Genomic DNA, 17,712 nt, shown 5'->3' with positions numbered 1-17,712 from the left:
GCCGGTGAATGATTCACCGGCCTTCGTGTGCTGCGCGATACGGGCGGCAGATCAGCTCGCCTGACCCTTCGCATCCAGATAACGCTCGGCATCCAGCGCGGCCATGCAGCCGAAGCCGGCCGAGGTGATCGCCTGGCGGTAGTGCTGGTCGGCCACGTCGCCGGCGGCGAACACGCCCTCCACCGACGTCTGGGTGGCGTTGCCGCCCAGGCCCGAGCGGATGTCCAGGTAGCCGTTGTTCATGGTCAGCTGGCCATCGAACAGGCTGGTGTTGGGGTGGTGGCCGATCGCCACGAAGAAGCCATGGGCCTCGATGTCACGGGTGCTGCCGTCCAGCGTGGACTTGACGCGCACACCGGTCACGCCGGCGTCGTTGCCCAGTACTTCGTCCACCTGGTGGTGCCACACGGTCTCGATCTTGCCGGCGGCGACCTTGGCGAACAGCTTGTCCTGCATGATCTTTTCCGCCTTGAGGGTGTCGCGGCGGTGGACCAGGTAGACCTTGCGGGCGATGTTGGACAGGTACAGGGCCTCTTCCACTGCGGTGTTGCCGCCGCCGACGACGACCACGTCCTGGTCACGGTAGAAAAAGCCATCGCAGGTGGCGCAGGCGGACACGCCGCGCCCCTTGAAGGCCTCTTCGCTGGGAATCCCCAGGTACTTGGCGGTGGCGCCGGTGGCGATGATCAGGGCGTCGCAGGTGTACTCGGCGCTGTCACCGATCAGCTTGAACGGGCGCTGGGAGACATCGGCGGTGTGGATGTGATCGAAGATGACCTCGGTCTCGAAGCGCTCGGCGTGCGCCTGCATGCGGGTCATCAGGTCCGGGCCCATCAGGCCGTGCGCATCTCCAGGCCAGTTGTCCACCTCGGTGGTGGTCATCAGCTGGCCGCCCTGCTGCAGGCCGGTGATCACGACGGGCTTGAGGTTGGCGCGCGCGGCGTAGACGGCGGCGGTCCAGCCGGCCGGGCCGGAACCAAGGATCAACAGGCGGGAGTGCTTGGAGTTGCTCATGTAAGCTCGCAATAGAAGGTAGGGCGGGGCGCTGGCAGGGTGATTGCGCGGCGTCCGAGCGAAGTCATAGAGTGGCGGCAGGGGCGGGGCGATTCAAGGCGCGCAGTGGAACGCGGCGACCCATCGGGTATCGGGACATCGGCGCCGCCGGGTTTTTGACGGCGATGGCGGGGCCGGTGTGCGAAGGGACTGAAAAGCGCAGCCCAGTCGTTTATTATCAAGCACTAACAGTGCATTCCCAAGGTGTGGTCTAAGGTGGCGAAACAGGTCCCGGAACGAGCCAAGGCGTCCGACAGCAAGGCAGCGCCGCGCAAACCGGCTGGCGAGGACAATCCGCGCCGGCAGCGCCTGTGGCGCGACCTGGGGTTGATCGCGGTCGCCCCGGCATTGCTGTATCTGGTCGCCAGTCTGTTCACCTACTCGGCCACCGACCCCGGTTGGTCGCATACCGGCAGCGTGGTTGCCCCGGTCCACAACATGGGCGGTCGCGCCGGTGCCTGGATCGCCGACGTCCTGCTGCAGTTGTTCGGCTACATGGCCTTCGTGCTGCCGATCGTGCTGGGCGCACTGGCCTGGATCGCGATGTTCGGGCTCAAGCGCGAGGCCAAGGGCGAGCATGATCTGGATCCGGCGCTGCGCCTGGTCGGCCTGGTCGGCTTCCTGATCGCCGGTACCGGCTTCCTGCACCTGCGCCTGTTCGTGGCCGATGTGGCCCATGCCGGTGGCATCCTCGGCAAGCTGGTGGGCAGCTCGCTCAGCGTCGGTTTCGGCGCGTTGGGCGCCAACCTCTTCGTGCTGGTCCTGTTGCTGGCCTCGATCACGCTGGCCACGGGCATTTCCTGGTTCGTGGTGATGGAGAAGATCGGCAACTGGGTGCTGGCACTGCCGCCGCTGTTCAACAAGAAGAAAGAGCAGGCCACCGAGTGGCAGCAGACCCGTGCGATGCGCGAGGAACGCCAGGAAGTGCGCAAGGTCGACGCCGAGGTCCGCGCCAAGCGCGAGCCGGTCAAGATCGAGCCGCGCCCGGAGCCGGTGCTGGAGAAGAGTGATCGCGCCAAGCGCGAGACCCAGATTCCCATGTTCCGCGGGGTCAATGGCGATGGCTCGGATGTGCCGCCGCTGGCGCTGCTGGATGATCCCAAGCCGCAGCCCAAGGGCTACGACGAAGGCACGCTGGAGACGCTCTCGCGCCAGATCGAGTTCAAGCTCAAGGACTTCCGCATCGATGCACAGGTGGTGGGTGCCTATCCCGGCCCGGTCATCACCCGTTTCGAGATCGAGCCGGCCCCTGGCATCAAGGTCAGCCAGATCAGTTCGCTGGACAAGGACATCGCGCGCGGTCTGTCGGTGAAGTCGGTGCGCGTGGTCGATGTGATCCCGGGCAAATCGGTGGTGGGTCTGGAGATTCCCAACGTCACCCGCGAGATGATCTATCTGTCCGAGCTGCTGCGCTCCAAGGAATACGACAAGTCGGCCAGCGTGCTGACCTTGGCGCTGGGCAAGGACATCGCCGGCCGCCCGACCGTGGCCGACCTGGCACGCATGCCGCATCTGCTGGTGGCCGGTACCACCGGTTCGGGCAAGTCCGTGGCGGTCAATGCGATGGTGCTGAGCCTGTTGTACAAGGCCTCGCCGAAAGACCTGCGGATGCTGATGATCGACCCGAAGATGCTCGAGCTGAGCGTCTACCAGGGCATCCCGCATCTGCTGGCGCCGGTGGTCACCGACATGAAGGAGGCCGCCAACGGCCTGCGCTGGTGCGTGGCCGAAATGGAGCGGCGCTACAAGCTGATGAGCGCCGTGGGCGTGCGCAACCTGGCCGGCTTCAACAAGAAGGTCAAGGATGCCCAGGACGCCGGGCAGCCGATGATGGACCCGCTGTTCAAGCCCAACCCGGAACTCGGCGAGGCCCCGCGCCCGCTGGAGACGCTGCCCTTCATCGTCATCTTCATCGACGAATTCGCCGACATGATGATGATCGTCGGCAAGAAGGTGGAAGAGCTGATCGCGCGCCTGGCGCAGAAGGCGCGTGCGGCCGGCATCCATCTGATCCTGGCCACCCAGCGCCCCTCGGTGGACGTGATCACCGGCTTGATCAAGGCCAACATCCCGACCCGTATCGGCTTCCAGGTCAGCTCGAAGATCGATTCGCGGACCATCCTGGACCAGTCCGGCGCGGAAACGCTGCTGGGCCACGGCGACATGCTGTACCTGCCGCCGGGCACCGCGTTGCCGGACCGCGTGCACGGTGCGTTCGTCTCCGATGAGGAGGTGCACCGCGTGGTCGAACATCTCAAGGCCAGCGGCCCGACCGACTACATCACCGGCGTGCTGGACGAAGTGCAGATGATGGGCGATGGCGTCGTGGTCGGCCCCGGTGGCCTGCCCGAGGCAGGCGGCGGTGGCGGCGATGAGTCTGATCCGCTGTACGACGAGGCCCTGCGCATCGTCACCGAAACACGTCGTGCCTCCATCTCCGGCGTGCAGCGTCGCCTGAAGATCGGCTACAACCGTGCCGCGCGCCTGATCGAAGCGATGGAGGCGGCTGGCGTGGTCAGCCCGCCCGAGCACAACGGCGACCGCAGCGTGCTGGCGCCGCCCCCGCCCAAGTAACGCCGGGCCCGGCCTGGCTGCGTAGAGCCCGGGCGCGGCCCGGGTGTTGCCGAGCACAAGGAACCTGCAATGAAGCCGATGATCTGGACGATGCTGGGCGCCATGACGCTCGCGCCCGTAGTGGCGTTGGCCGATGCCCAGCCCGTGCCGCCACCCGTGACACCCGCAGCACCGACCAGCCCGGGCGGGCAGGGCGGCCCGCCCGCAGGCGCTGAGGCGCAGGCCAACAATAACTTCAGCTTCGTGCGCTATCGCGCCGACTACGTGGTGCGCCCGGATGCGGGCAACACGCAGACCGAAGCGTACGAGATCCTGCTCAAGACCACATCGGCGGTCGAGCAGTTCAGCCAGGTGCGGCTGAGCTACAGCGAGAAGATGGAAACGCTGGAGGTGCTGCAGGCCTACACCCTGACCGCCGATGGCCAGCGTCGGGACGTGCCGGCCGACCGCATCTACACGCAGGAAAGCTATTCCAGCGCGGCCGCGGCGATGTACGCCGACCGCAAGGTGCGCGTGGTGGTCTTCCCGAATCTGGCGCCCGGCACGCGCGTGGTCTACCAGACCCGGCGCACCCAGAACACGCCGTACTTCCCGGGCTACTTCGGCCTGTGGGAAACCTTCAGCGTGTTCACCCAGTACGACGATGCCCGCGTGACCCTGAGCGCGCCTGCCGATCTGCCCATGCAGGTGGAGCAGCGGGGCGTGCAGGGCAGCCAGGTGCCGCGTGTGCGCAATGGCATGGCACGCTGGGAATGGACGTACCGGCGCACGGATCCGCTGAAGGCGCAGAACTGGTCCGCCGCCGCGTGGGAGTAGAGCCCCACCATCATGGCCAGTACGTACCGTGACTGGTCGCAGGTGGCGCTGGCCTACCAGCTCAAGGGTGGCGAGGCCGCCGCTGTCACGCCGCAGATCCAGGCGCTGGCCGACGAGCTCACCCGTGGCATCACCGACCGTCGCGAGCAGGCCGCCGTGCTGTACCGCTGGGTGGCGCAGAACATCCGCTACGTGGCGGTGTACCTCGGCAACGGCGGGCTGGAACCCAACCCGGCGCAGAGCATCCTCGACAACCACTACGGCGACTGCAAAGACCATGTCGTGATCCTGGAGGCGTTGTTGGCAGCGCGTGGCATCCAGAGCACGCCGGTGCTGATCGGTGCCGGTGGTGGGCCGACGCTGCCGGCGATTCCGCTGCTGGGCCGTTTCGACCACGCCATCACCTACATCCCCGAGTTCGACCTGTACCTGGACTCGACCGCGCCTTATGCGCGTGTTGGCCAGTTGCCCGAGGGCGATCTTGGCGCGCCGGTGCTGCATACCCGTCAGGCCGTGGTGGCGCGCACCCCCGCCAACGATGCCTCGCGCAACGGCACCGGGATCGAGGCGGCGTTCCGGTTCGATCCGGCGGGCAATCTGTCTGGCCAGACCGTGCTGCATCCCAGCGGCGTGACCGAAATTGGCATGCGCGGTGCTTTCGCACGGCTCAACGCGCAGAACCGGGCGCGTGCCGAAGAATCGATGATGGCCGCCTCCGGCTTCGACGGCAGTGGCGCACTGACACTGCTGGGTGACCCGCAGGACCTGACCCGGCCGTTCAACTTCCGCTATGACTTCCTGGCCAGCGACTACGTCGATTTTGGCGTGGTCGGCGGGATGGTGCTGCCTGACGCACCGGGCAGCCAATCGTTTCGTGACCTGTATGCCAGCACGTCGGCGCCGGAAAACGCCACGCCGTTCTATTGCAACGATAGTCTGCGCGATGAGCGCTACCAGCTGACGTTCCCGGCGAACGTGCCGATCGTAGCGATCCCGCGCAGCCAGCACTTCGCCAATGCGGCGGGTGAGTATCTGGTGGACTGGACGCGCGAGGGGCAGGTAATCACCGCGCACCATCGACTGCACCAGCGGGCCGTGCGTGGGGCGGATGCGCTGTGCCAGCCGCAGGATTACGCCGCCTTCCGTGAGCTGTACCAGCAGGTCCGTCGCGGCTTCCGCGGGCAGGTGGTGTATGGGGATCTCAAGACGGTGCAGGCCGGGCCGTAAACCGCGTTAGGCAAGCGGCTTCCAGCGCATAATGTGCCCCTGATCGCCCATTCAGGATTGAATGGGCACACTGCCTCCCATCCTTCCCATTCGCCTGGATACCTCGCATGCACACCACCTTCCGCCGCTCCCTGCTTGCCGCCACCCTGGTCGTGGCCAGTGTCGGCTCGGCTTCGGCCTGGGCAGGCGCCCGTGATGAACTCAATCGCTTCACCCAGGGCCTGAAGGGCCTGGACGGGCAGTTCAGCCAGCAGGTGTTCGACAGTAAGGGCAAGGTCAAGGAAACCACCAGCGGCCGCGTTGCGTTGTCCGCGCCGCGCCTGTTCCGCTGGGAGTACATCAAGCCGCATGAGCAGCTGATCGTGGCCGACGGCAAGAAGGTCTGGGTCTACGAGCCGGACCTGGAGCAGGCCAGCGTGCGCCCCCAGGGGCAGGAAGAGCAGAACAGCCCGCTGACCGCGCTGATCAATCCGGCCCTGCTGGACAAGCAGTACGACGTCAGCGAAGAGGCCGCCGTACGCGATGGCCTGCAGTGGCTGTCGCTGAGCCCGAAGCGTGAGACCGACACTGCCTTCCAGTACGCCGCATTGGGCTTCAATGGCCAGGGCCTGGCCCGCATGGAAGTAGTAGATGCGGTGGGCCAGCGCACGGTGATCAGCTTCACCGGCTGGAAGCGCAACCCGAGCTTCGCCTCGGGCACCTTCAGCTTCACCCCGGCCAAGGGTGTGGACGTCATCGGCGAGTAACGGCCGCGGGCGTTCGGCCGCGATAGAATAGAGACGTGGCCAGAAACCGAACGACTTTCAATGGGCCCGATCTGCTGACCGTGGATCGGGACAACATGCGTCCGCTCGCCGAGCGGATGCGCCCGCAGACGCTGGATGAGATGGTGGGCCAGAAGCGCCTGCTCGCACCGGGCAGTGCGCTGCGCCGGGCGGTCGAATCCGGCCATGTGCACTCGATGATCCTGTGGGGTCCGCCGGGCTGCGGCAAGACCACACTCTCGCTGCTGCTGGCGCATTACGCCGATGCCGAGTTCCGTGCGATCTCCGCCGTGCTGTCCGGCCTGCCGGAGGTGCGCCAGGTGCTGGCCGAGGCCGCGCAGCGCTTCGTCGAGGGGCGCCGCACGGTGCTGTTCGTGGACGAGGTGCACCGCTTCAACAAGGCCCAGCAGGATGCGTTCCTGCCGCATATCGAACGCGGCACCATCGTGTTCGTGGGCGCCACTACCGAAAACCCCTCGTTCGAACTGAACTCGGCGCTGCTGTCGCGCTGCCGCGTGCACGTGCTGGAGTCGGTTTCTCCAGCGGACATCGTGGAGGCGCTGGAGCGTGCGCTGCAGGACACCGAGCGTGGCCTGGGCGCGGAGCAGCTGCAGGTCGCGCCGGAGGCGTTGCTGGAGATCGCGACCGCCGCCGATGGCGATGTGCGCCGGGCCTTGACCCTGCTGGAGATCGCGGCCGAGCTGGCCACTGGCGACGGCGGGCGGATCAGTCCGGAGATGCTGGTGCAGGTGCTGGCCGATCGCACCCGTCGCTTCGACAAGGGCGGCGAGCAGTTCTACGACCAGATCTCGGCGCTGCACAAATCCGTGCGCAGCTCCAACCCGGATGCCGCGCTGTACTGGCTGACGCGCATGCTCGATGGTGGCTGTGATCCGTCGTATCTGGCACGTCGCCTGACCCGGATGGCGATCGAGGATATCGGGTTGGCCGATCCGCGCGCGCAGTCGATGGCGCTGGAGGCCTGGGACATCTACGAGCGGCTGGGCAGCCCGGAGGGCGAGCTCGCGTTCGCGCAGCTGGTGCTGTATCTGGCCAGTACCGCCAAATCGAACGCCGGCTATGCCGCCTTCAACAAGGCCAAGCAGGAAGTGCGCGAGACCGGTACCCAGGAGGTGCCGCTGCACCTGCGCAACGCGCCGACCAAGCTGATGAAGGAGCTGGGCTACGGCAAGACCTATCAATACGATCACGACGCGGACGGTGGGATTGCGCTGGATCAGACCGGTTTCCCCGATGCGATGGGCGAGCGCGTCTATTACGAACCGGTGCCGCGCGGGCTGGAAATCAAACTGAAAGAGAAGCTGGACCGGCTGCGTGCAGCGCGTGCACAGGCGCGTGCGGAGAAGGGCGCGGACTGATGGACGGCATCGGCCTGTGGTGGCAGCAGCTCGGGCTGGTGATGGCCGGTGGCGCACTGGGCGCGGCACTGCGTTTCATGATCGGCGATGCGATGCTGCGCCAGTTCGGCACTGGCTTCCCGTGGGGCACGCTGACGGTGAACCTGGTGGGTGCCTTTGTGGCGGGTTACGTGATGATCTGGCTGCAGAGTCGGGGCACGGCCGCGGTGTACTGGCGCGCGTTTCTGATCGTGGGGATCGTGGGCGGGTTGACCACGTTTTCGTCGATGATGCTGGAGTCGCTGGTGTTTACCCGCGCGGATCGAAGCCTGATGGTGCCGCTGTATCTGGGCATCAGTCTGCTCGGCGGCATGCTGCTGGTGTGGGCTGGCGCGCGCGTGGCCGAGGCGTGGCGCTGAGGTTCACACGCCGCCATCGCAGAAATCCACGGAAAACGCTGGATTAAAGTGATGTCTCACGATATCGTGCGCGCCCCCGTTTGCATCCTCGTCCGTCATGCGCGATGAACAAGACCCCGGAACACTGGAACTGACGCTGCCGCGCAAGCGCGGCCGTCCGCCCACGTTCGGCTACGCGATGACCGATGCGCAGCGTGCGGCCCGCTACCGTGCGCGCCGCGCCGGCCAGGCCGGTCACGCCGATGTGCGCAACTGCAGCGACATGGTGCTGCTGGACAAGATCCGTGCCTCGATCACCAGCAAGGACCCGGAGCTGACCGGTTTCCTGGTGCACGTGCTCTGGCAGCGCTACCCGCTGCAGCTCAAGTAAGCGCGCCCGCCCGCTCCTGGTTGAGCAGCTCGGCCAAGCGCAGTGCCAGCGCCTTGACCAGCGGGTCGGCGGTGGCGCGATGGAGCAGGGCGATCTCGAACGTATCGATCGGCGGCAGGCCCTGTTCGGCGCCGAGCACGGTGTGATCGCGACTCAGGGCGCGTGCCGGCAGCAGGCTGATGCCCATGCCATCGGCTACCGCGCCCTGGATGCCACTCAGGCTGGAGCTGGTGAAGCTGATCCGCCAGCGGCGGCCGAGTGCTTCGATGGCATCGATGATGTCGTCGCGATACAGCCCGCGCGGCGGGAAGGTGACCAATGGCACCGGATCCAGGCCGATGCAGCCATTGCGGGCACTGTCGATCCAGACCATGGTCTCCGGCCAGGAGGCAACGGCGGCGCGGCTGTTGCGGCGCTGCTTGACCAGGATCAGATCCAGTTCGCCGTGATCGTAGCCATTGGCCAGGTCGCGGCTGAGGCCGCTGGTGACTTCGAGCTTGACCTGGGGGTGCTCGCGGTTGAAGGCGCCCAGCAGCTGGGTGGTCGCGGCGCTGACGAAATCCTCCGGCACGCCCAAGCGCACCGTGACGGCCACCGTGGTGCCGGCCAGCGCTTCCAGCAGCTGATCGTTGAGCGCCAGCAGCTGACGCGCGTGGCCCAGGACGAGCTGCCCGGCATCGGTGGGGTGCACGTCGCGGTTGCCGCGCACCAGCAGTGGATGGCCCGCCATCTCCTCCAGCCGGCGGATCTTCTGGCTGATGGTGGATTGGGTGGAGTGCAGGCGTGCGGCGGCGGTGGTGAAGCTGGCGCAATCGGCCACCATCACCATCGCGCGCAGCAGATCAAGATCGAACAGGGTGCGATTCGGTTTTTCACTGGCGGTCATGCTGCCATTGTGGAGCGCAATGGCAGCGGCCGCCATGGCAATGCAGGGCGGCTAATCGCCCGTGGGCATCGGCTCGGCATCGGCAGGGCGCTGCGTCAGGCTGCGGGCCACCCGTCCGGCGGTCTGGCGAAGTCGCTCGATGAGCGCTGGTGGGCCCAGTACCTCGAACTCCAGGTCCATGGCCAGCAGCCAATAGATCACCGAGCCAAGCGGGTTGGCGCCGCAGCGCAGCAGGCAACGCCCCGCATCCACGACCTCCAGTACGCCAGCCGATGCGGGAATCTGCTGGCGCAGGGCAGCCAAGGGCGCGTGCAGGATGATCCGCGCCTCGTCGGGGTACTGCCCGAGCGACAGTGCCTGGGCGACCCACTGGCGCAGATCGCCTTCGCCGGGCCCGGCGCGCGGCGCGAAATGCGCGCCCACCACGGGCGTGCTGGTGATGCGATCGATGCGGAAGGTGCGCCAGTCGTCGCGTGCAGGATCCCAGGCGACCAGATACCAACGCCGGTCCGTGTGCACCACGCCTTGGGGCTCCACCTGGCGAGAACTCGGCTGACCTGTGCGGTCGATGTACTCGAAGGCCAGTTGCAGTTGGTCGCGGCAGGCAGCGGCCAGGGCGGTCAGCCGACCGGCATCGACCAACGGTCCGATCTGATCGGTGGGCAGGATCGCTGAGCGCAGTGCCTCCAGCCGGGGCCGCAGGCGCGGTGGCATCGCCTGTTCAATCTTGACCAGCGCAGTGATCGCGGTCTGCTCGATCCCGCTGATGGTGCCGGTCACCGCCGTGCGCAGCGCGATTGCGGCCGCCAGCGCTTCATCGTCGTCCAGCAGCAGCGGTGGCAGGGCCCGGCCCGGGCGGAAGGCGTAGCCGCCGGCGACACCGGTGCTGGCGTGGATCGGATAGCCCAGCTGGCGCAGCCGGTCGATGTCGCGGCGGAGCGTGCGTGGATGGATGCCCATGCGCTCGGCCAGCATGCCGCCGCCCCAATGCGGGCGCGATTGCAGCAGGGACAGCAGGCTCAGCAGGCGGGCGGAGGCGGTCAGCATCGAGAAAGCGTAGCAGCCATTGCGGGCGGGTTCTGTCCGCAAGGGTGGCTAGCCTTGAGGCCACGGTGCAGGACCACTTCGGTCGCACCCCTGACCACACTCAAGGAGTTCCAGATGTCCCTCGTCTTCTATTGGCACCCGATGTCCAGCGCCACCCCGATCGCCTGCGCCCTGGCCGAACTGGCCGTCCCTCATGAGCGGGTCAGGATCGACATCCGCGCCGGCGAGCAGCGCACGGCCGACTACCTGGCCATCAATCCCAACGGCAAGGTGCCGTGCCTGGTGGTGGATGGCACGCCGATGTTCGAAGCCCTGGCGATCCACCTGTGGCTGGGCGAGCACTTCGGCGTGGCCAAGGGTCTGTGGCCGCACGACGGTACGCCGGCGCGCCTGGAGGCGATGTCCTGGTGCACCTGGGCGTATGTCACCTATGGCGCGGTGATCGGTCGCGTGTGGCTGGCCACCTCGGACGATGCGCTGCGCGATGCCGACCATGCCGCCGCCGCAATCCGCACCGCCACCGCGCTGCTGGACCTGCTGGAGGCGCGCCTGTCGCAGCAGCCTTGGATGCTCGGTGAGGCTTACTCGCTGGTGGATCTGGTGGTTGGCCAGGTGGTCGGCTATGGCACGTATCTGGGCGCTGCGGTGGAGGCGCACCCGGCGGTGGCCGCCTGGCTGCAACAGGTGCAGGCGCGGCCGGCGATGCAGGGCGCGGTCTGAGCGGGGCACTGTGTATCGGGAATGTGCATGACGCGCATTCCAAAATTTAACTGGTGAATGGACCGGGCCCGACCGTAAGGTGGCCCGGTTCTCCATTTTCCGGTGCACTGCCCATGTCCCTGCGTCTTGCCCTTCCGGTGCTGCTTGCACTGGCCCCTTCCGCGTTCGCGGCCGAGCAGGCCGACCTTATGATCCGGCATGCGACCGTGGTCGATGTGGAGCATGCCTCCACCGTGCCGGACCAGACCGTCGTGGTACGCGGCCAGGACATCGTGGCGATGGGCAGCGATCGTGCGATGCGCAAGGCGTGGAAGGCCCGCGAGGAGGTCAACGGCAAGGGGCGCTATCTGATTCCGGGCCTGTGGGACATGCACGTGCATTTCGGGGGCGGCCCGGATCTGATCGAAGAGAACAAGGCGCTGCTGCCGCTGTACATCGCCCATGGCATCACCACCATCCGTGACGCGTCCGGCGATCTGCCCGAGCAGGTGCTGCAGTGGCGCGGCGAGATCGCCAGCGGCCAGTTGGCCGGCCCGCAGCTGTTCACCTCGGGTGCCAAGATCGAAGGCATCAAGCCGGTCTGGAAAGGCACCATCGAAGTCGGTTCGCAGGCGGATCTGGATGCGGCGTTCGTGCGCCTCAAGCGCGACCGCGTCGATTTCGTCAAGATCACCGACAGCACGCTGACGCCTGAGTTGTTCCTGGCCGCAGTACGTGGCGCGCGCGCCAACGGGTTGCGTGCGTCCGGGCATATCCCGATGGCACTGACCGTCCAGCAGGCCGTCGATGCCGGCATCAGCTCCATCGAGCATCTGGACTATGCCTACAAGGCCGGCGTCAAGGACGAGGCCGCCATTGCGGCGGACTTCGCGGCCAAGCGCATCGATCGCGCGCAGGCCAACGCACGATTGGATGCGGGCTTCGACCGTGACACCGCCATGGCCGCCTATCGCGGTTTCGCAGCGAAGGGGGTGTTCGTGACGCCGACCCTCAATGGCGGGCGCATCCTGGACTTCCTGGACCAGGACGACCATCGCGACGATCCCTATCTGGCCTACATCGGCCCAAAGCTGCAGGCCACCTACGCCTGGCGCGTCGAGCGTGCGGCCAAGGCCACGCCGGCACAGATCCAGGCGCGGCATCAGGAGTACCACCAGGTCGCCGCGGTGCTGCCGATGCTGCAGCAGGCCGGGGTCACGATCATGGCCGGCACCGATGCGGGCTTCCTCAACTCGTTCAACTACCCCGGCATCGGCCTGCATGACGAACTGTCACTGTTCGTCAAGGAAGGGCTGACCCCAGCGCAGGCACTCTCGGCGGCCACGCGCGCGGGCCCGGCCTGGTTCGGCACGCTGGATCGTTACGGTGCGGTCGCGCCGGGCAAGGCGGCCGATCTGGTGTTGCTGGAGCGCAATCCGCTGGAAGACATCGAGGCCACACGCAGCATCCAGTACGTGGTGCTGCGTGGCCAAGGCTATGACCGCAAGGCGCTGGATGCGCTGCTGGCCCAGACCAGGGCGAAGGTCGCGGCCTGGAAGGCGGAAGAAACGAAGGAGTAATGGAGGCGAGCGCGCTCACCGGCGTGGTGGGCGCGCTCCGGCCTGGACAATGCGCCGGGCTGCGGCAATGTCAGCGAGGTGCAGTTGACGGTGCGGCCGTCGGCAAAGCGCGCGGTCGCGCTGCCATCGGCGAGCGTGGTCTGCTGCACCTGCCGTTGCACCGGATCGGCTCAGTGGGCTGCCGCGCCGGGCGTGATGGCAATGCGCTGCCCCAGCGCATGCGCCGTCTGCAGATGGGTCTGTGCATCGCCCGCATCTGTTTCCAGCAGCAGCGTGGAGGACAGCACCGGCGCGCCGCAGTAGTCGAAGATGCCGGTGTCGATCTGGGTCTTCATCGCCTCGGTATAGCCGCGCTTGTGCCACGTGCGCTCATCGGCGCCACCCAGGCCGACCAGGTGGACAGGCAGGTGCCCGAGTTTCTTGAGTACGCCCTGGCCGCTGCTGTCGTCGTAGGCCCAGCCACCGGTAAAGACCCGGTCGATCCAGCCCTTCATCAGCGCCGGCATGCTCCACCAGTAGACCGGAAACACAAGGACCAGCGCGTCAGCCCGGTCCAGGCGGGCCTGTTCGGCCAGAACATCGGCGGGAAAGGGCGCCTGACGATGATGGCCCTTCAGGTCGTCCTGGGTGAAGCGGGGGTCGAAGCCCTCTGCAGTCAGGTCGGCCAGTTCGATTGTCGCGCCGGCGGTTTCGGCGATGCCGTCGGCAATGCGGCGGGCGACGGCGTGGGTCAGCCCGTCGGGGTCGGGATGGGAGGTGACGATCAAGGTGTGCATGGGATTCCAGAAAGAGGCGGAGGCTGTATACTTTTGGTAAGTTACGACTCGTAAGTTACGATTGGTATATAGCAATGTCAAGTCCGCACGATCCTGCCTCTGCCACCCCTCGTCGCCGGATGAGCCGCGACGACCGCCTGCGCCAGTTGCTGGAGGTGGCCTGGCGTCTGATTCGCGAGGAGGGTACTGACGCACTGACGTTGGGGCGCCTTGCCGAGCAGGCCGGGGTGACCAAGCCGGTGGTGTATGACCATTTCGGCACCCGCGCCGGACTGTTGGCGGCGCTGTACCAGGATTTCGATGCGCGCCAGGGCGTGGTGATGGACGCGCGGTTTGCCGACAGCGGTTCGACGCTTGCGGAGAAGGCGCAGGTCATCGCCGATGCCTACGTGGCCTGTGTGATGAAGCAGGGGCGTGAGATTCCCGGCGTGATCGCCGCGCTGGCCGGCTCGCCCGAGCTGGCGCGCATCAAGCGCGAGTACGACGTGGTGTTTCTCGAGCAGTGCCGCGCGCTGCTCTCACCGTTTGCACCGGCCGGCGCGCTGCCCTTGGCAGGCCTATGGGGCATGCTCGGCGCGGCCGAAGGGCTCTCGTATGCGGCGACGACGGGCGACATCACCCCTGAGCAGGCCGTGCGCGAACTGGCGGCGACGATCGCCGCGATGGTTGCGCGCGGCTGAGCGTTCTACCGTCTGTTTGGCAGTGTCATGCGCGGCGCCGCCGAGGATAGGGCGCGTATGATGTCCCGCCTTGTTGGACTGGATGCCATGCGCGTTTTCCTGCCTGTTCTTGTACTTGCTGCCGCGATCGGTGCGACGTTGCCTGCGACCGCTGCGACGGTTTCGTTGAATGCGCGCCTGGAGGCGGCCTCGAGTGTGCAGGTCAACCAGGTGCCGGTGAGCGGCGCATCACTGATCGGGCGTGTGCAGCAGTTCCGCAACGGCGACAGCCTGATCAGCCTCGGCGACGGTGAGGGTCAGCCGGTCGTGCTGACCCTGTGCAAGGGCAAAGCACATCTGAATCTCGAGGCGAACTGGCCGGGCGCGCCCGCGGCGAAGACCCAGGAAGAGAAGCAGATGCGCGCATACGGCATGTACATGGCGGTGATGGGCGGGATGGCGATGGTGCAGGGGATCACGGGTGATGCCCTGGCGCTGCCGGCCGAAGGACAGACATCGACAGCGCAGCGCGAGACGTCCTGGGCCTATGGCAAGGAGCTGTACGCGGTAGCGGTGACTCATGTGGCCGGCGGCGAGATCCGGATCAAGATGACCAAGACGGAGAACACCACCCGGACGCCGTCCTCCGGTCCGGATGACATCGTCAATACCGATGGTGACAAGGCAGCACGCCTGGCCGAACTGGACCCGGTAGGGACATCGCGCGAACTGGTGATCGCTGCGGCGCCCATGGCGGAGGGCGTGCCGGACGCGATGTCGTTGCAGGGCTGGATGTCCGCCAGTGGCAAGGGCGGCGCGACGGTAGGTGCGGCGCGCAAGGCCTCGGGCGATTGCGCGCGCTGAACCGGGTGGCGCAACGTCAGTGATACCCATTCTCATTTGAGTTACACTGGCGCGATAGCACCGTCCCTCGCTCCGGGTAGTCATGATTGTTTCGTCGTCGCTGATCTCTTCCGTATCGCCGTGGTTGCGCACGCTGGGCGTAGCGACCGCCATCGGCATGGCGGCGTTGTCGCCCGCTTCGGCGCAGCAGCGCAATCCCGAGCAGAAGGTCGGTGAGACGGTGCTGGATCAGCCGGCGCAGAGCTATCGCTTTGAACACTTCGTGCTCGACAGCCCCGACAAGGCCCGCCGCTGGCGGGTGAATGTCGGTGTGCCGGCCAAGGCCTCGGCCACGCCGGCACCGGTGCTGTACATGCTCGATGGCAACGCCGCGGCGATGGTGCTCGACCAGGCGATGCTTGCCGATCTGGCTGCGCATGCCGCGCCGGTGCTGGTGTTCATCGGCTACGACAACGATCTGCGCATCGATTCCCCGGCGCGCACGCGCGACTACACGGCGTGGATCGATACCGCCGACGACGAGAACGGCACGTCGCAGTCCAGCGGTGGCGGTGCGTATGCGTTCCTGGATCTGATCGAGCGCCGGATCAAGCCGGAAGTGCAGCGCCGTGCCCGCATCGATCTGCAGCAGCAGTCGCTGTGGGGCCATTCGCTGGGCGGCCTGTTCGTGGTCAGCACGCTGTATACCCGGCCGGCCGCGTTCCAGCATTACGTGTCGGCCAGCCCGTCACTGTGGTGGAACCAGGGCGCCCCGCTGGGCGACATGGAGCGCCAGTTCATCGCCAACGCCCAGGGCCAGCCGGCCCAGGTCACGGTGATGCTGGGTGGCGACGAGCGCACCGGCAACCGGGGCGTGCGTGACATGACCAATCCGCGCGTGGTCGCGCATCTGCGCCGCATTGGTGGCGCCACGCCCGATGCAGCGCAGCAGCTGGCCGCCCGCCTGGCCAAGGTGCCGGGCCTGACCGTGCAGTACCGCGAGTTCCCCGGCCTTGGCCATGGGCCGATGCTGCCGGCATCGCTCAAGGCGACGCTGAGCCAGTTGTATGGCATCACCGATCGCAGCGGCACACCCGCGCCGGCCCCCTGATTTTTTCGTTACCCAGGCAGTTCCGTGGCCCTGTGCCACCGCCGCAACGGACCGCGGCCACGCCAAGGCAAGCACTGTGACAACGCGCCAACCGGCGCGCCCCCAACAGAAGGAGTCTGCTGATGTACACCCTGAAAACCCTCCCGCGCGTCGCCACCCTGGCCCTCGCGCTGTCGCTGGCCAGCCCGACCGTGTTCGCCCAGCCGGTGTTCGATGCGCCGGCCAACGGCTTCCGTGGTGAAGTCGTCAGCCGCGGCCAGAACGTGGTGCCGGGCAGCGATGCCGAAGTGATCGGCCGCCAGTTCGTGCCGGGCCAGCAGGTCACCCTGCTGCGCGGTGAGACGGTACTCAATGCCACGCCGTACGTGGTCGATGCCGAGGGCAACTTCAAGGGCAACGTCGCGATTCCGGCCGATGCCGTGCCCGGTCAGCAGCCGGTGATCGTACGCGCCAGCCAGCCGTCCGCGGCCACGGTGCTGTCGCTGCGCGTCTCGCCGAACCTGCCGCTGAGCGGCCAGCAGAACTTCAGCCAGACCTCGGCCAAGCTGGTCCAGGGCCTGTACCAGTCCGCGTACAGCGCGGCCAGCAACGCGGTGTTCGTCACCGCTGCCGTCGGTCGCCCGCCGGTCACCCAGTCGCAGCTGCTCAAGCTGGACCCGAAGACCCTCAAGGTCACGGCCAGGATCACCCCGGCTGAAGTGCCCGGCGGCAAGGGCGGTGCAGTGTTCGCGGTGTACGGCGTGGGCGTGGATGATGCCAACGGCAACGTGTGGGTCACCAATACCCGCCAGGACACCGTGGCCGTGTATCGCCAGAAGGACCTGTCGCTGGTGCGCCAGTTCGATGTGGGTGCGGTGCCGCATGCCCGCGACATCGTGGTCGACGGTCGTCATGGCAAGGTGTTCGCCTCGGCCGCCGGTGAAGATCATCTCTCGGTATTCGATGCCCGCACCCTGCAGCCGCTGGAGTCGATCACCCTGGCCTCGGGCGTGGACGACAAGAAGTTCGTCCCGATGAGCCTGGTGCTGGATGAAGCGGCCGGCAAGCTGTTCACCGTCAGCATCGGCACGCCGGAAGCGGCGGTGATCGACACCACCACCGGCAAGGTGGAGAAGGTGATCGATCTGGGCAACGCAATCAGCGCCTCCGGCGTGGCCTATGACGCCTCGGCCGGTCGCCTGTACGTGGCCTCGCAGGGCACCGACAACCTGCTGATCGTCGATGTCGCCAGCGGCAAGGTGCTGCACGACGTGCCGGTCGGCGCGGGTGCGCTGAACGTGGCCTTCGAGCCGGTGTCCAAGCTGGCCTATGTGACCAACCGCGGTGCCGGTACGGTGACGGTGGTCGATGGCAACGGCAAGGTGGTGGGCAACCTGGATGGCGGCACCTTCCCGAACCATGTGCGTGAAGATGGCAAGGGCAACGTGTTTGCCGTCAACAAGTCGCGTGATGCCCAGGATCCCAAGGGCGACCGCATCACCCGCATCAGCACCCGCGCGAACTGAGTTTCGCGCAGTGCGTTGCACTGGC

Annotated in this window: 15 protein-coding genes and 1 pseudogene; 12 read left to right on the top strand and 4 right to left on the bottom strand. The window is 67.0% G+C overall.

Translation table 11 applies throughout. The annotated features are described in order from the left end of the window. Positions 1–51: 51 nt before the first annotated feature. Entirely contained in the window at positions 52–1,014 is a 963-nt protein-coding gene (trxB, locus tag ABE472_RS00420) for a thioredoxin-disulfide reductase (RefSeq protein ID WP_102788476.1), read from the bottom strand. 255 nt (positions 1,015–1,269) lie between these two features. Here trxB and ABE472_RS00415 point away from each other — a divergent pair, with 255 nt between their 5' ends. The 6 genes and pseudogenes from ABE472_RS00415 (at position 1,270) to ABE472_RS00390 (ending at position 8,581) form a co-directional block, all read left to right on the top strand. Then, the gene (locus ABE472_RS00415; RefSeq protein WP_121036781.1) at positions 1,270–3,627 is read left to right on the top strand and encodes a DNA translocase FtsK; all 2,358 of its coding nucleotides are present in this window, start codon (positions 1,270–1,272) and stop codon (positions 3,625–3,627) included. Between the two features lie 78 nt (positions 3,628–3,705). Then, positions 3,706–5,670, top strand: a pseudogene (locus tag ABE472_RS00410) (DUF3857 domain-containing protein). 107 nt (positions 5,671–5,777) lie between these two features. Beyond that, positions 5,778–6,416, top strand: coding sequence for an outer membrane lipoprotein chaperone LolA (gene lolA, locus ABE472_RS00405; protein ID WP_259260883.1), 639 nt, complete (start codon positions 5,778–5,780; stop codon positions 6,414–6,416). Positions 6,417–6,511: 95 nt separating this feature from the next. Then, entirely contained in the window at positions 6,512–7,813 is a 1,302-nt protein-coding gene (locus tag ABE472_RS00400; RefSeq protein WP_346465004.1) for a replication-associated recombination protein A, read from the top strand. Next, positions 7,813–8,211: a fluoride efflux transporter CrcB gene (gene crcB / locus ABE472_RS00395; RefSeq protein ID WP_265307908.1), complete on the top strand. Its 399-nt coding sequence runs from the start codon at positions 7,813–7,815 to the stop codon at positions 8,209–8,211. The genes ABE472_RS00400 and crcB overlap by 1 nt, the downstream gene beginning before the upstream one ends. 97 nt (positions 8,212–8,308) lie before the next feature. Beyond that, a complete protein-coding gene (locus ABE472_RS00390) occupies positions 8,309–8,581 on the top strand; it encodes a hypothetical protein (protein ID WP_019184750.1) in 273 nt (90 codons plus the stop codon). Here the strand turns inward: ABE472_RS00390 and ABE472_RS00385 are convergent. Continuing rightward, a complete protein-coding gene (locus ABE472_RS00385) occupies positions 8,574–9,467 on the bottom strand; it encodes a LysR substrate-binding domain-containing protein (protein ID WP_346465001.1) in 894 nt (297 codons plus the stop codon). The genes ABE472_RS00390 and ABE472_RS00385 overlap by 8 nt on opposite strands. Before the next feature lie 51 nt (positions 9,468–9,518). Beyond that, positions 9,519–10,514, bottom strand: coding sequence for a YafY family protein (locus ABE472_RS00380; RefSeq protein ID WP_346464999.1), 996 nt, complete (start codon positions 10,512–10,514; stop codon positions 9,519–9,521). A gap of 114 nt (positions 10,515–10,628) precedes the next feature. On the opposite strand from ABE472_RS00380, the gene ABE472_RS00375 reads away from it, so the two are divergent. Together ABE472_RS00375 and ABE472_RS00370 are read left to right on the top strand one after the other, a co-directional pair. Further along, the gene (locus ABE472_RS00375; protein ID WP_346464997.1) at positions 10,629–11,234 is read left to right on the top strand and encodes a glutathione S-transferase family protein; all 606 of its coding nucleotides are present in this window, start codon (positions 10,629–10,631) and stop codon (positions 11,232–11,234) included. Between the two features lie 113 nt (positions 11,235–11,347). Continuing rightward, entirely contained in the window at positions 11,348–12,793 is a 1,446-nt protein-coding gene (locus ABE472_RS00370; protein WP_346464995.1) for an amidohydrolase family protein, read from the top strand. A 170-nt stretch (positions 12,794–12,963) separates the two neighbouring features. Here the strand turns inward: ABE472_RS00370 and ABE472_RS00365 are convergent, their stop codons facing one another. Continuing rightward, positions 12,964–13,569 (bottom strand): NAD(P)H-dependent oxidoreductase, encoded by a 606-nt coding sequence (locus tag ABE472_RS00365; RefSeq protein WP_313211031.1) that lies wholly within the window; start codon positions 13,567–13,569, stop codon positions 12,964–12,966. 119 nt (positions 13,570–13,688) lie between these two features. On the opposite strand from ABE472_RS00365, the gene ABE472_RS00360 reads away from it, so the two are divergent. The 4 genes from ABE472_RS00360 (at position 13,689) to ABE472_RS00345 (ending at position 17,687) form a co-directional block, all read left to right on the top strand. Then, positions 13,689–14,249 (top strand): TetR/AcrR family transcriptional regulator, encoded by a 561-nt coding sequence (locus ABE472_RS00360; protein ID WP_313211030.1) that lies wholly within the window; start codon positions 13,689–13,691, stop codon positions 14,247–14,249. Between the two features lie 27 nt (positions 14,250–14,276). After that, the gene (locus ABE472_RS00355) at positions 14,277–15,092 is read left to right on the top strand and encodes a hypothetical protein (protein WP_346464993.1); all 816 of its coding nucleotides are present in this window, start codon (positions 14,277–14,279) and stop codon (positions 15,090–15,092) included. An 82-nt stretch (positions 15,093–15,174) separates the two neighbouring features. Continuing rightward, positions 15,175–16,182 (top strand): alpha/beta hydrolase-fold protein, encoded by a 1,008-nt coding sequence (locus tag ABE472_RS00350; RefSeq protein WP_346464991.1) that lies wholly within the window; start codon positions 15,175–15,177, stop codon positions 16,180–16,182. 122 nt (positions 16,183–16,304) lie between these two features. Next, a complete protein-coding gene (locus ABE472_RS00345) occupies positions 16,305–17,687 on the top strand; it encodes an ATP-binding protein (protein WP_313218306.1) in 1,383 nt (460 codons plus the stop codon). Positions 17,688–17,712 lie beyond the last annotated feature (25 nt).

The organism is Stenotrophomonas sp. TWI809, assembly GCF_039673205.1.
Lineage (GTDB): Bacteria > Pseudomonadota > Gammaproteobacteria > Xanthomonadales > Xanthomonadaceae > Stenotrophomonas.
The sequence above is the reverse complement of the archived record's forward strand: the minus strand, read 5'-3'. Positions and strand labels throughout refer to the sequence as shown.